The organism is uncultured Tateyamaria sp. (genome assembly GCF_947494755.1).
Taxonomy (GTDB): Bacteria; Pseudomonadota; Alphaproteobacteria; order Rhodobacterales; family Rhodobacteraceae; genus Tateyamaria.
This window is the reverse complement of sequence record NZ_CANLVZ010000001.1, coordinates 316,827-331,002: the sequence shown is the minus strand read 5'-3', so window position 1 is coordinate 331,002 and position 14,176 is coordinate 316,827. Positions and strand designations below refer to the sequence as shown.

Genomic DNA, 14,176 nt, shown 5'->3' with positions numbered 1-14,176 from the left:
CCAAACCCCGCCGCAAGCCATTGTAGAGACTGGCCCGTTGGCCTACCTATCCCCCAGAGTTTAACGCGGAAATTGTATGAACACCCCCTTCGACCCAGAACCCCGCCGTCCCGGCCTGTTTTCGCGACTGCGGGCCTCGTTCCTGACAGGGTTGGTGGTCATCGCACCTGTGGGGCTGACGATCTGGCTGATCTGGACGGTGATCGGGTGGATTGACGGGTTCGTCTGGCCGCTGGTGCCGGGTGCATGGCAACCCGATGCGCTTGTGAACTATTGGCTGGGCAACCCGCGCTTTATCGAAGCCAACGGGGTGCGGATCGAAAACCCCGACTGGATTCGCGTGAACGTGCGCGGCGTCGGTGTGATCGTCTTCCTGACCTTCACCATCTTTATCGGATGGATCGCCAAGGGCTATATCGGCCGCTCGCTCATCCGTTATGCTGAAAGTCTGGTGGAGCGCACGCCCGTCGTCCGCTCGATCTATTCTGGGATCAAGCAGATTTCCGAGACGGTATTCGCCCAATCCGAACGCTCGTTCGAAAAGGCGTGCCTGATCGAATACCCGCGCCGCGGCATCTGGGCGATCGGCTTCATTTCGACCACCGCCAAGGGCGAGGTCAGTGAACGCGCAGGCAATGGCGGCGAGTTGCTGAGCATCTTTGTGCCCACTACGCCCAATCCGACCTCGGGCTTTCTGTTGTTCTTTCCGGCTGAGGACATCATTGAACTCGACATGACGGTCGAGGATGCGGCGAAACTGGTGATTTCGGCAGGGCTGGTTTACCCCAATGGCAAGGATCCGACGTTACCGCCTGAGTGACATTGGTACAGGAGCCGCAGGTCCGAGAGGCTCAGACCCGGTGCATCACAGCGCCGTCCATCCCCCATCCACGCTGATCGTCGTCCCGGTGATCTGATCGGCAGCGCTTGAGCACAGGAACACGGCGGTGCCGCCCATCTGTTCGGTCGTCGCGAATTCCTTGGACGGCTGACGTTTCAGCATGACGTTCTGGATCACCTCTTCGCGGCTCATGTCGTACTCGCGCATCGTGTCGGGGATCTGCTTTTCCACGATGGGCGTCAGCACGTAGCCTGGACAGATAGCGTTGGCGGTGATCGGCTCTTCGGCGGTTTCAAGCGCGGTGGTCTTGGTCAGCCCGACAATGCCATGCTTGGCCGCGATATAGGCGGCCTTGTAGGGCGAGGCCGTCAGCCCGTGCGCGGAAGAGATGTTGATGACCCGCCCCCACCCGGCGGCGCGCATCATCGGCAGCGCGGCAGCGGTCGTGTGAAAGGCCGAGCTGAGGTTGATGGCGAGGATCGCATCCCACTTGTCGACCGGAAACTCGGGGATCGGTGCCACATGCTGGATGCCTGCGTTGTTGATCAGGATATCGCAGGCACCCGCCTGATCGATCAGCGCACGGCATTGATCGCCCTTGGACATGTCGCCCTGGATGTAGCGGGTGTTCGTGCTGGTCGCATCCGCGATGTCGCGGGCCAGCGCGTGGTCCTCTTCAGTGTCGGTGAACGAGTTCAGCACCACATCCGCCCCCGCCCGCGCCAGTTCCCACGCCATGCCCAGACCGATCCCGGAATTGGAGCCCGTGATGACGGCTGTTTTGCCGCCAAGTGAGATTTCAAATGCCATGGTGCCGCTCTCCTAATCGACTGTTGCGCGCAGCATGTCACGGGGAGCCCACAAGCGGAATGGCGGGATGGTCCAGCATGGCTCGGGGTCAAAAAAAAACGCCAGCACGAAGCTGGCGTTAAGTTATTGAGGCAGGTTTCATACAGGCAAGAAACCTATCGAGCAGTGCCCTTGTTATACGCAATGCCGCGCAAAGAGTCCAAGCTAAAAGTTTGATAATGCGTAAAGGTCCGCGCATCGCTATTGTTAACAAAACAAGGGCAGACAGGGATTGTTGACGAAATGGCACTCGATTTTTTCCACTTTGAGCGGGTCAAAAAATGCACCCGGGGCGCGATTCTGGCCGGGCTGGTCGCTGCCCCGGGGTACATACTAGCAGAGCCACAACATGGCATAGCTATGTATGGCGACCCACTACTGCCACCGGATTTTGTGTCTCTTCCCCATGCGAATCGTGATGCGCCCAAAGGTGGGTCGATTACGCTGGCCAACACGGGCAGTTTTGATTCGCTGAACCCTTACATACAGAAAGGCAACGTGCCCTGGCAGCTCCGTTTCTTAACACATGAAAGCCTGATGGGCCGGAACCGGGGTGAGCCATTTGCGCTTTACGGCTTGCTCGCCGAATCGATTGAGACGGACGAGGCGCGCACCTGGGTCGAATTCACCCTCCGCCCCGAGGCGACATTTTCGGATGGCAGCCCCGTCACGGTCGAGGATGTGATCTGGTCTTACGAAACCCTCGGTACCCAAGGTCACGGCCGCTATCGCAGCCTGTGGGACCAGATCGAGAGCCTTGAGCAGACGGGCGAGCGCAAGGTCAAGTTCACCTTCAACGCCGACAACCGCGAACTGGCCCTGTTGGCGGGAATGCGCCCCATCCTCCAAAAAGCGCAGTGGGAGGGGAAGGATTTCGCCGCCGCCACGATCAATGACGTGCCCATCGGGTCAGGTGCCTATGTGATCAGCGATTTCGAGGCGGCGCGTAGTGTCACCCTCACCCGCAACCCCGACTATTGGGGGGCCGACATCAACTTCATGCGCGGCACCTTCAATTTCGACGAGATCACCATCGACTTCTACGGCGACGGTGATGTGGTATTCGAGGCGTTCAAGGCTGGTGACGTGTCGGCCATCCGCGAATTCAACGCCGAGACATGGGCGAGCCAGTACGATTTCCCCCGCGCCGCTGCGGGCGACGTGGTCAAGACCGAGATCGCGCATCAGAAACCTTCGGGCATCACCGGCTTTGTGATGAACACCCGCCGCGCGCCCTTTGACGACTGGCGCGTGCGCGAGGCGCTGATCACCGCCTTCAACTTCGAATATATCAACGACACGCTGACCGGCGGCGCACAGCCGCGCATCACCTCCTACTTCTCGAACTCGCCGCTCGCGATGGAGCCCGGCCCCGCCAAAGGCCGCGTGGCCGAGCTGCTGGCCCCGTTCAACGGCAATCTGCTGCCCGGCGTGATGGAGGGCTACGAGATGCCTCAAAGCGATGGCACCTTGCGCAACCGCGCAGGATTGCGCCGCGCCTTGGCGCTGATGGAAGAGGCCGGGTGGACCACTCAGAACGGCAAGCTGTCGGATGCGGACGGCAACCCGCTGACCTTCACCATCCTGCTCGATCAGCAACGCACCGAAGATCGTGCGATTGCAGACCTTTACACGCAAGCTCTCACCCAGATGGGGATCACTGTCGATACCGATCTGGTGGACGGCGCGCAATTCACCGCGCGCACCTCGACCTTCGATTTCGACATGACTTATCACCGGCGTGCCATGTCGCTCAGCCCCGGCAACGAGCAGTTTTTCTATTGGGGTTCGGAAGCCGCCGATCAGGAGGGCACGCCTAACCTGATGGGCGCGAAGGACCCGGCCATCGATGCGATGATCGAGACGATGCTGGCCGCCACCAGCCGCGAGGAGTCCATCGCCGCCACCCGTGCGCTCGACCGGCTGCTGACGGCGGGACGCTATGTGGTGCCGTTCTGGCAGTTCACCACGGGTCGCATCGCCCATATCGCCGAGATGAAATACCCGGACGTGATCCCGATCTATGGCGACGGGCCGGACTGGATGCCGCAATTCTGGTGGTACGAAGAGTAAGCGCATGATCCACAAGCTGTGGGCCGAGGGGATCGGCACCGCCCTGCTGCTGATCGGTGTGGTCGGCTCGGGCATCATGGGCGCGGCGTTGGCGGGTGGAAATACCGCCATCGCGCTGCTGGCCAATGCGATTGCGACGGGCTGTATCCTCTATGTCATCATCACGGTGCTGGGGCCGATTTCACGCGCGCATTTCAACCCGGCGGTGACCCTGGCCTTTTGGCTGCGCGGAGAGATCACGACGCGGCCTGCGCTGATGTATGTTGCGGTGCAGATCACCGGAGGCATCCTCGGGGTCTGGGCCACCCACGCGATGTTCGATCTGCCGATCCTGCAGACCTCCGAAACGCTGCACCGCACCGGCCCCGCGCAGTGGTGGTCAGAGGTGGTGGCGACATGGGGCCTGCTTTTCGTGATTTTCGGCGGGCTGCGATCGCGCCCTGACGCTGTGCCCACGCTCGTCGCGCTTTACATAACGGGAGCTTACTGGTTCACGTCTTCCACCAGTTTCGCCAATCCGGCGGTGACCATCGCGCGCAGTCTTTCGGACACGTTCGCCGGCATCTATCCAGGCCATGTCCTTGGGTTCATTGCCTTTCAACTTCTGGCTGTCGGGCTGGCCCACCTGACCTTGCGCAAACTCTTTGACCGCCAAGGTTGATCCGTCACCAAATCGACATATAACCCAACCTGTGCGCAGCGGCGCGGCATTATGGGAGATGCAGCGCCACCCACACCGGCCAGTTGGCCGGACCACATGAGACGGGGGACGACAATGACCTGGAGTGACCTGACCCGCGATTGGGCGGCAAGTTACCGCGCGCTCTGCGCCGAATTTCCACATCTTGAGCCGAGCGCCATGCCATTTCTGAAAGCTGATCAGGACCGGTTTGAAAGCTATCTGGCGGCCACGCATGACATGAGCCTCAAGGATGCACAGCGCGCGTTTGATGCGTATCTGGATCGGATGGCAGCATTGCAAACTGCCTAAGCGATTATGCCAGTGAGGTGACCCACAGGATCAGCGCGTCGTCGTCACTGGCCGAGACCACATTGTGCCCCATGGTCGCGTCATAATAGGCACTGTCGCCGCGGCGCATTTCGACCGGTTCGTAGAACTCGGTGAACAGCTTGATCACGCCTGTGAGCACGTACAGAAATTCCTCGCCGTCATGGCGCACCCACCCGTCAAATTCATCCATCGAGCGCGCGCGCACTCTGGCACGATAGGGCAACATCTGTTTCTTGGTCAGGGTTTCGGCGAGCAACTCGTGCTCATAGGTAACCGTGGCTTGGGCGTTGCCCTCACCTGACTTCGTGACCGCCATGCGCCCGTTGATCTGGCCACTTTCGGGAGGCGTGAACAGTTGCGGCACTGAAATCTCAAGCCCCACGGCCAGCTTTTTCAACGCCTCATAGGTCGGCGACATCTGCCCGTTCTCGATCTTGGACAGGGTCGAGCGGGCAAGCCCCGCCTGCCCCGCCGCTTGTTCCAGCGTCCAGTCGCGGGCTTTGCGCAATTCGCGCACGCGGGCACCCAGATCAAGCGGTTCGGCCACGTCCGCATGGCCCGTGGCGCGGGCGATCTGGATCAGGGATTTGGGGTCTTTTCCTTGCATGTCCGACTCTATAGGACGCCGTCCGCAGGCTTGCAACGTCCGCCCCCGCGCACTAGCGATACGTTATGCGCAGCCTTTACGACACGGGCCCTGCGGCCCCCTGCCCTGACCCGTTCAACATGGCCGCGTATGTGCTCGCCCATGCCGACGTGCTGGCCGACAAAGTGGCCGTGTCGGTGCTTCTGCCAGACGGGGTCCAAACGCTGACATATCGGGCGCTGAAGGCGGCGGTGCTTGGCACCGGGGCCGGGTTTCTGCGGGCCGGGTTTGCCCCGGGTGACACCGTGCTGATGCGCCTTGGCAATACGGTGGACTTTCCCATCGCCTACCTCAGCGCGCTGGCCGTTGGGCTGGTACCAATCCCGACATCCGCAGCCCTGACTTCCGCCGAGGTGGCTGCGATCATTGCGGAGCTGAACCCGCGCGTGGTCCTGCGCGACCCCCATGTGGCCTCGGCAGCCGGCGCGCCCGAGATCGGGCTGCAGACGCTGCGCGAGATGCGCAAACAGCCCCCCGCGGCGTGGCATATGGGCGATCCGGATCGGCTCGGCTATGTGATTTACACCTCTGGCACCTCAGGCACGCCGCGCGCGGTGGGTCATGCGCACCGCGCGATCTGGGCGCGCCAGATGATGCACGACGGCTGGTATGGGCTGACCCAATCGGACGTGATGATGCATGCAGGTGCCTTCAACTGGACCTATACGCTTGGGACCGGGCTGATGGATCCGTGGTCAGTGGGCGCAACGGCACTGATCCCCGGTCCTGGCACGACACCCGACATGCTCGGCGGGTTACTGGCCCGACACCGCGCCACGATCTTTGCGGCTGCCCCTGGCGTCTACCGGCAGATGCTGGGGCGCAGCGCCTTGCCTGCGATGCCCGCCCTGCGTCACGGGCTGAGTGCAGGGGAAAAGCTGCCGCCCACCACGCACACCGCATGGGCAGATGCGACCGGCACGCCGCTTTTTGAAGCCTATGGGATGTCGGAATGTTCCACCTTCATCTCGGCCTCGCCCGCGCATCCCGGCACGCCCGAGACCTTGGGGCGTCCGCAGCCGGGGCGACGCGTGGCCATCGTGGATGACGCAGGGCCAGTGCCGCGCGACACGCCCGGCGTGATCGCCATACACCGCTCCGATCCGGGGCTGATGCTGGGCTATCTGAGCCAGCCGGATGAGACGGCAGCCAAGTTTCAGGGCGACTGGTTCCTGACCGGCGATATCGGCGAAATGGACCGTGAAGGGCAGATCACCTATCTGGGCCGCAATGACGATCTGATGAATGCGGGCGGCTACCGGGTCTCTCCGCTCGAGGTCGAAGCCGCACTGGCCAACGCGCCCGGGCTTGGGGCGGTTGGCGTTACTCAGATCGAGGTCAAACCTGGAACCCGCATCATCGCCGCCTTCTATACCGGCCCCCACCCACTGGACGAAACGGACCTGCGCGCCTATGTGCAGGACAAGCTGGCGCCCTACAAACACCCGCGCGCCTATGTTCATCTGCAATCCCTGCCCACAGGGGCCAACGGCAAGTTGCTGCGCCGTCGCCTGCACCTGTTCTGGCCCTCAACGAAAGCGCCCTGATATGGCTGATCCCATCAAACTCGACATCATGTCCGACCCGATCTGCCCGTGGTGCTATATCGGCAAGGCACATCTGGACCGAGCACTGGCGGCCCATCCCGACCACCCGTTCGTCATCGAATGGCATCCGTTTCAGCTCAATCCCGACATGGCCGCTGAGGGAATGGACCGGCGCGCCTATCTTGAGGGCAAGTTCGGCGGCAAGGAGGGCGCGGTGCGCGCCTATGCTCCCGTTGTGGAACACGCAGAAAAGGCCGGTCTCAAGATTGACTTCGAAGGGATGAAGCGCACGCCCAACACGCTTGATGCCCACCGGCTGATCCACTGGGCCGGGATCGAGGGGAAACAAACCGCCGCCGTATCGGCTCTGTTCAAGGCGTATTTTGTCGACACCCGCGACATCGGGGATCACGAAGTGTTGGCCGACATCGCCGACAGCATTGAGATGGACGCCGCCGTGGTGTCCAAACTGCTCGCCTCGGACGCTGACCGGGCCGACATCGCAGCCCGCGATGCGCACAGCCGGCAGATGGGTGTTAACTCGGTACCGACCTTTATCGTCGGTGGCAAACACGCGGTGCCCGGCGCACAGCCGCCCGAACTTTGGGCCAAAGTGATCGCTGAGTTGCAAGAAACCGCCGACTGACCCTACGTAAACCGCTAAAATTTTTACCAATCAGGCAACTTTCAACCTCTGATCGTTGCCAATCGGTGTATAGACCCACAAAGTGACGCCAACGCGCGTCGCCGCCTTCTTGCATCGAGGACATCGCTTCCAATGACCAGCCCCCCCGGCCAACGGGCGAGTAAGCCGGAATTCATCGCGCTGATGGCAATGATGTTTGCCACGATTGCGTTTTCCATTGACGCGATGCTGACCGCGCTGCCCGCGATAGCGACCGACATCGCGCCGGGCGGGGTCGAGCAGGCGGCGCTGATCATGACCATGTTTTTGGTCGGCATGGGCATCGGGACATTCATCACGGGGCCTCTTTCGGACGCTATTGGGCGCAAGCCTGTGGTCTATATCGGGCTTGCCATCTATGCGCTTGGGGCGGTGCTGGCGTGGATCGCCCCCACTCTGGAGTTGATGCTGGCGGCCAGGATCCTGCAAGGGCTTGGGGCCGCCGGGCCGCGTGTTGTGTCAGCTGCGATCATCCGCGATCTATACAGCGGGCGCGGCATGGCGAGCATTCTGTCCCTGACGATGATGGTGTTTCTGCTGGTGCCTGCCGCCGCACCGCTGGTGGGGTCCTGGATCGCCGCGGCCTTTGGCTGGCGCGCCATTTTCCCGTCCTTTGTGCTGTTTGCGCTGATCATCCTGATCTGGTTCGCCACCCGCATGTCCGAGACGCTGCCGCCCGAAAACCGCCGCCCAATGCGACTGCCTCTGATGGCGGATGCGGTCCGTCAGATGTTCGCCCACCCCACCGTTCGGCTGTCGATCTTCGTGCAGACACTGATGCTGATGATCCTGTTTTCGATCCTGACCATGGTGCAACCCATCTTTGAGGTGACCTTTGATCGGGCCGAGAGTTTTCCATGGTGGTTCGGCGCTATCGCTTTGGCCTCGGGGGTGTCGAGCCTGCTCAACGCCGCCATTGTGGGCCGTTTCGGGATGCGTCGCCTTGTGACATGGGCGCTGGCCGCACAGCTGATTATTTCTGGGGTCTTCGTGATGTGGATGATGGCGGATCTGCCGGGGCTCTTTGCGTTCTACATCTTCTGGCAGTGGGGCGTGATGTTTCAGGGCGGGCTCACCGTCGCCAACCTCAACGCCATCGCGATGGAGCCGATGGGCCACATCGCGGGCATGGCCGCATCCGTGATCGGCGCGGTGTCGACCGTGCTTGGCGCGGCGCTGGCCTCGCCCATTGGCATGCTCTTTGACGGGACCCCCATGGCGCTTGTGGCCACCGTGCTGGTCGCCTGCATCGTCGCCTCGGTGATGATGCAGTACATGCGTCGTGCGGAAAAAGCGCAGATGGCTTAGGCTTTCGCCTTCTTCTTTTTCTTCTTGGCGTCGATCACCTTTTCGGCCAGATCACGGGCGATGGCAAAGCCGCCCTTGATCTTGTCCGCGTCCGATTTCCAGTCGCGCCGCACCACGATCTTGTTGTCCTTGACCTTGGCCAAGCCCCTCTGATCGTTGATGAATTCGACCAATCCCTGGGGTGAGGCGAACTTGTCATTGTGGAACTGGATCGTCGCCCCTTTCGGCCCGCCGTCGAGTTTGGCGATGCCTGCGCGCTTGCACATCGCCTTGATACGCACGACCAGCATCAGCGTGTTCACTTCCTTCGGCAGAGGCCCGAACCGATCGATCAACTCGGCAGCGAACCCTTCCAACTCAACCTTCGTGCTGAGGCCAGACAGGCGCCGATAGAGCCCCAGACGCACATCCAGATCGGGCACGTACTCCTCGGGTATCAGCACGGGCACCCCGAGGTTGATCTGCGGGGCCCACTGTTCGTCGCCATCGATGATGCCTTCGGTCTCACCCGATTTGATCTTGGCAATCGCCTCTTCCAGCATGGATTGGTAAAGCTCGAAACCCACATCGCGCATCTGGCCTGATTGTTCTTCGCCGAGCAGGTTGCCCGCCCCGCGAATGTCGAGGTCTTGTGAGGCCAGCGTGAACCCGGCCCCGAGCGTGTCGAGGCTGCCAAGCACGCGTAGCCGCTTTTCTGCTGTCGCTGTGAGTTTCGCGCGCGGTTTGGTCGTCAGATACGCATAGGCGCGGGTTTTCGAGCGGCCCACCCGCCCCCGGATCTGGTAAAGCTGCGCGAGGCCAAACATGTCGGCGCGGTGGATTACCATCGTGTTGGCCGTCGGAATGTCGAGGCCGGATTCCACAATTGTCGTGGCCAGCAGCACGTCGTATTTGCCGTCATAAAACGCGTTCATGCGGTCATCGAGTTCACCCGCCGCCATCTGCCCATGCGCGATCACATAAGTCAGTTCCGGCAGTTGATCCTTTAGAAATTCCTCAATCTCGGGCAGGTCGCTGACGCGCGGCACCACATAAAAGGACTGCCCGCCGCGATAGTGCTCGCGCAGCAGCGCCTCGCGGATCGTAACCGCGTCGAATTCGGACACATAGGTGCGGATCGCCAGCCGATCCACGGGTGGCGTACCGATGATCGACAGATCGCGCACGCCTGTCAGGCTCAGTTGCAGCGTACGAGGGATGGGCGTCGCGGTCAGCGTCAGCACATGCACATCACTGCGCAATTGCTTAAGGCGTTCCTTGTGGGTGACCCCGAATTTCTGTTCTTCATCAATAACTAACAGGCCGAGGTTCATGAAGCGTACGCCCTTGGCCAGCAGCGCATGCGTGCCAATCACGATATCAGCGGTGCCGCGCGACATCGCCTCGCGGGTCGCACTCGCGTCCTTGGCGCTGACAAAGCGGCTGAGTTGGCGCACCTCGATGGGAAAGCCGCGGAACCGTTCGGCAAAGCTCTTGTAGTGCTGACGCGCAAGCAAGGTGGTGGGCGCAATCACCGCCACCTGCACACCTGACATAGCGGCCACAAAGGCGGCGCGCATCGCCACCTCAGTCTTGCCAAAGCCGACATCGCCGCAAATCAGCCGATCCATCGGGGCACCGCTGGTCAGATCGTCGATGACCGCGCCGATGGCCGCCAACTGATCGTCCGTCTCCTGATACGGAAAGCGCGCCGAAAACGCGTCCCACATGCCGGGGGGCGGCTCGAGAATGGGGGCCTTGCGCAAGGCGCGCTCGGCCGCGATTCGGATCAGCCGGTCCGCCATCTCACGAATGCGCTCTTTCAGGCGGGCTTTCTTGGCCTGCCACGCGCCGCCACCCAACTTGTCGAGCAACCCTTCCTCGTGCCCGTATTTGGACAGCAGTTCGATGTTCTCGACCGGCAGATAAAGCTTTGATCTCTCTGCATATTCCAGTAACAGACATTCGTGGGCAGCGCCAGCGGCGGTCACCACCTCCATGCCTTGGTAGCGCCCGATCCCATGGTCCACATGCACCACCAGATCACCGGGCGTGAGGCTTTGCGCTTCGGTCAGGAAATTCTCGGCACGGCGTTTGCGCGCGGGGCGGCGGATGAGGCGATCCCCCAACACATCCTGTTCCGAAATGACAGTGATGCCCGTTGCCTCGAACCCGTGTTCCAGCGCCCAGACGGCCAGATGCAGGCCGCGCTTGCCGATCCGGGTGGCGTCGGTGATGGGCACGGCCTCGGCCACGCCTTCGTCTTCGATGAGGCCTGTCAGCCGTTCGCGCGCCCCGTCCGAATAGCTGGCGATGACGACCGGTCCAACTTCAAGTTTCGCTTTTATATGCGCCGCCAATGCCCCGAAAAGGCTGATGCTTTCCTGCTGGCGTTCGGGCGAGAAATTGCGCCCGATCCGCCCGCCGGCATCGATCACGCCGGGGCCGGTCGCCTGCACAAGCTGGCCGAATTGCAGCACACGGGCATCCGCCACCGCCGCCGCCCAGGCCGCATCATCCAGGTAGAGCCCGCCGGGCGGTGCGGGTTTGTAAACCGAATCCATTTTTGAGCGGTTCACCATCGCCAACCGCCGCGTCTCGTACTGATCCTCAATGCTCTCCCACCGGGCCAGCCGCGAGGGGGTCACCTGTTCATCCAGCGAAGTCGTCGCCCCCGGCAAATAGTCGAACAGCGTGTCGAGATGGTCATGAAAGAAGGCCATCCAATGCTCGGCCCCTTGGGCCTTGCGCCCCGCACTGATCGCTTCATAGAGCGGATCGTCCGTGCCCGCCGCCCCGAATTCCAACCGGTAGTTCTGGCGAAAGCGGGTGACGGCGGCGTCGTCCAGAATGACCTCGGACACCGGTGCAAGTTCGATCATGTCGAGCTTTTCTGTGGTGCGCTGCGTCGCGGGATCAAAGCGGCGTGCGCCATCGAGCAGATCGCCGAACAGATCAAGGCGGACGGGGCCGAGGTCCCCGGGCGGATAGATGTCGATGATACCGCCGCGAATGGCATAATCCCCTGGCTCCATCACGGTCGGGCTTTGCACGAACCCCATGCGGACCAGAAAGGCGCGCAACGCCCCTTCATCCACACGGCTGCCCACGGTGGCGGTAAAGGCCGCCTCAGCCAGCAACGCACGCGCCGGCACCCGCTGTGTCGCAGCATTCAGTGTGGTCAACAGGATGAATTTTTCCGGCATCCCATGCACGAGGGCCGCCAGCGTCGCCATGCGCTGCGCCGAGATGTCCGCATTGGGCGACACCCGGTCATAGGGCAGGCAATCCCAGCCCGGAAACACCAGCACCGGCATGTCGGGCGCAAAGAACCGTAACGCCGCCTGCATCGCCGCCAGCCGCTTGTCATCGCGCGCCACATGCAGGACAGGGCCGCGCGCAGCGACCTCATCGAGGATCAGTTTGGCATCAAACCCCTCGGGCGCGCCGGATACGGTGACATGGTTCATGGACTAACGCCTATGGGGGAAACAGTATGGCGGAAACAGGACGTTTCAATTGGGGCTTCGGGCCGTGCTGTCAACCGCCGAAGGGGCCAACGGACAGGTTTTGGAACATCCCCCACAGCGCGGTGACGAAAATCGATACCATGCCCACGGCCTGCACCCATGTGCGGTGGCGGGTCAAACGGCGCCACAATGCCTCGCCCTGCGCCCCCTCGGCCTGGATCAGCCGCGCGGTGGACAGGTTGAGCGCCCCGACGATGGACAGGGGAAAGCCCAGTAAAAACACAGCCTGTGCAAATTCGACCTTGTAGACAAAGCCAAGCAGGCCAAGTGCTGTCAGGCTGAAACAGACAAAGCCCAGGGCCCAAAGCCCCGACACCTGCCCGATAAAGAGCAGACGATGGGTGTTGATGCGCACGAGATCCTCAAGATCCTCGGCCGATTGCCCCCCGTAGCGGCGCGCGCGGGCCACCATGTCAAAGGGCACGCCCAGCACCCAGTGGCTTGCCGTCGACCACACAACGGCCAGCGCAATCCAGAACCACAGGTTCGAGAACGAGCGCATGTCGATCAATTCCAAGATGTTGTCGTACCAGTTCACGCCTTGCCCTGTCGCCCCTGCCCCACTGTCGCAGATCTGCCGCGCTTGGGTATTTGACGCCCCTCTTAGCGCGCGCGCGCCGCGTGGCCAAGGGTTGCTGCGCGCAAAAATCCATGCCACCCATGAGGTGTCACTCAAACTGGACAGATACGATGCGCCCCACGACCGCCCCCTATCCCGCAACGCGCCTGCGGCGCACCCGCCAAAGTGCCGCGATCCGGGGCCTTGTGCGCCAGAACACCCTGACGGTCGATGACTTCATCTGGCCCGTTTTTGTGCGTGCAGGGACAGGAATCGAAGAGCCTATCCCCTCAATGCCGGGCGTCATGCGCCGATCCGTCGACAAGGTGGTCGAAGCCGCGCGCGAAGCCCACGATCTGGGTATCCCTGCGATCTGCATTTTTCCCTATACCGGGCTCGAAGAGCGCACCGAAGATTGCGCGGGCGCTTGGGATCCCGACAACCACGCCAACCGGGCGATCAGAGCCATAAAAGAGGCCGTGCCCGAGATCGCTATCATGACGGATGTGGCGCTCGATACCTACAACATCAATGGCCATGACGGCTTTGTCGAAGACGGCGAAATCGTGAACGACCGCACCATCGAGGCGCTGGTCAAGATGGCGCTGTCCCAGGCCGAGGCTGGGGCCGACATCATCGGCCCGTCGGACATGATGGACGGACGGATCGGCGCGATCCGCACGGCGCTCGAGAACGCAAACCATCAGAACGTGATGATCCTCAGCTATGCCGCCAAATATGCGAGCGCCTTCTACGGGCCCTTCCGCGATGCCGTGGGCGCCTCCGGCGCGCTGACCGGAGACAAGAAGACCTACCAGATGGACCCGGGCAATTCGGACGAGGCGATGCGGCTGATCGAACGGGATTTGAGCGAAGGCGCAGACATGGTCATGGTCAAACCCGGCCTGCCCTATCTCGACATCTGCCGCCGGGTGAAAACGGAATTTGGCGCACCGACCTTCGCATATCAAGTGTCCGGCGAATACGCGATGATCAAGGCGGCCAGTGACAATGGGTGGGTCGATCATGACCGGGTGATGATGGAAAGCCTTATGGCGTTCAAACGGGCGGGCTGCGACGGCATTTTGACCTATTTCGCCCCGGCCGCAGCCCGGCTGCTGAACGCCTGACAAGGGCGGAGGACACC

At 62.1% G+C, this 14,176-nt stretch carries 12 protein-coding genes; 8 read left to right on the top strand and 4 right to left on the bottom strand.

Features of this window, described 5'->3' with window-relative positions; all coding sequences use genetic code 11:
• Nucleotides 1-76 precede the first annotated feature (76 nt).
• On the top strand, nt 77-820 hold the full coding sequence (locus tag Q0908_RS01675) for a DUF502 domain-containing protein (protein ID WP_299280699.1): 744 nt from the start codon (nt 77-79) through the stop codon (nt 818-820).
• Nucleotides 821-865: 45 nt separating this feature from the next.
• Here the strand turns inward: Q0908_RS01675 and Q0908_RS01670 are convergent, their stop codons facing one another.
• Nucleotides 866-1,651 carry a 3-hydroxybutyrate dehydrogenase gene (locus tag Q0908_RS01670; protein WP_299280698.1) on the bottom strand — a complete coding sequence of 262 codons (786 nt, stop codon included), beginning with the start codon at nt 1,649-1,651 and terminating at the stop codon, nt 866-868.
• A 399-nt stretch (nt 1,652-2,050) separates the two neighbouring features.
• Here Q0908_RS01670 and Q0908_RS01665 point away from each other — a divergent pair, with 399 nt between their 5' ends.
• From Q0908_RS01665 to Q0908_RS01655, 3 genes are all read left to right on the top strand, one after another.
• Nucleotides 2,051-3,763, top strand: a complete 1,713-nt coding sequence (locus Q0908_RS01665) for an extracellular solute-binding protein (RefSeq protein ID WP_299280880.1) — start codon at nt 2,051-2,053, stop codon at nt 3,761-3,763.
• A 4-nt stretch (nt 3,764-3,767) separates the two neighbouring features.
• Nucleotides 3,768-4,424, top strand: coding sequence for an MIP/aquaporin family protein (locus tag Q0908_RS01660; RefSeq protein ID WP_299280697.1), 657 nt, complete (start codon nt 3,768-3,770; stop codon nt 4,422-4,424).
• Between the two features lie 114 nt (nt 4,425-4,538).
• Nucleotides 4,539-4,754 (top strand): hypothetical protein, encoded by a 216-nt coding sequence (locus Q0908_RS01655; protein WP_299280696.1) that lies wholly within the window; start codon nt 4,539-4,541, stop codon nt 4,752-4,754.
• Nucleotides 4,755-4,758: 4 nt separating this feature from the next.
• Here Q0908_RS01655 and Q0908_RS01650 read toward each other — a convergent pair whose 3' ends face one another.
• Nucleotides 4,759-5,382, bottom strand: coding sequence for an XRE family transcriptional regulator (locus tag Q0908_RS01650; RefSeq protein WP_299280695.1), 624 nt, complete (start codon nt 5,380-5,382; stop codon nt 4,759-4,761).
• A gap of 65 nt (nt 5,383-5,447) precedes the next feature.
• Here Q0908_RS01650 and Q0908_RS01645 point away from each other — a divergent pair, with 65 nt between their 5' ends.
• From Q0908_RS01645 to Q0908_RS01635, 3 genes are read left to right on the top strand one after another with little or no spacing between them, the layout of a single operon-like run.
• Nucleotides 5,448-6,968, top strand: coding sequence for a class I adenylate-forming enzyme family protein (locus Q0908_RS01645; RefSeq protein WP_299280694.1), 1,521 nt, complete (start codon nt 5,448-5,450; stop codon nt 6,966-6,968).
• Nucleotide 6,969: 1 nt separating this feature from the next.
• On the top strand, nt 6,970-7,614 hold the full coding sequence (locus Q0908_RS01640; protein WP_299280693.1) for a DsbA family oxidoreductase: 645 nt from the start codon (nt 6,970-6,972) through the stop codon (nt 7,612-7,614).
• 48 nt (nt 7,615-7,662) lie between these two features.
• A complete protein-coding gene (locus Q0908_RS01635) occupies nt 7,663-8,961 on the top strand; it encodes a multidrug effflux MFS transporter (protein ID WP_366868605.1) in 1,299 nt (432 codons plus the stop codon).
• Here the strand turns inward: Q0908_RS01635 and mfd are convergent.
• Both mfd and Q0908_RS01625 read right to left on the bottom strand, forming a co-directional pair.
• Entirely contained in the window at nt 8,958-12,410 is a 3,453-nt protein-coding gene (gene mfd / locus Q0908_RS01630; RefSeq protein ID WP_299280692.1) for a transcription-repair coupling factor, read from the bottom strand. The two genes, Q0908_RS01635 and mfd, sit on opposite strands and share 4 nt — an antisense overlap.
• A gap of 70 nt (nt 12,411-12,480) precedes the next feature.
• Entirely contained in the window at nt 12,481-13,008 is a 528-nt protein-coding gene (locus Q0908_RS01625) for a component of SufBCD complex (RefSeq protein ID WP_299280691.1), read from the bottom strand.
• A gap of 152 nt (nt 13,009-13,160) precedes the next feature.
• On the opposite strand from Q0908_RS01625, the gene hemB reads away from it, so the two are divergent.
• Nucleotides 13,161-14,159, top strand: coding sequence for a porphobilinogen synthase (gene hemB, locus Q0908_RS01620; RefSeq protein ID WP_299280690.1), 999 nt, complete (start codon nt 13,161-13,163; stop codon nt 14,157-14,159).
• Nucleotides 14,160-14,176 lie beyond the last annotated feature (17 nt).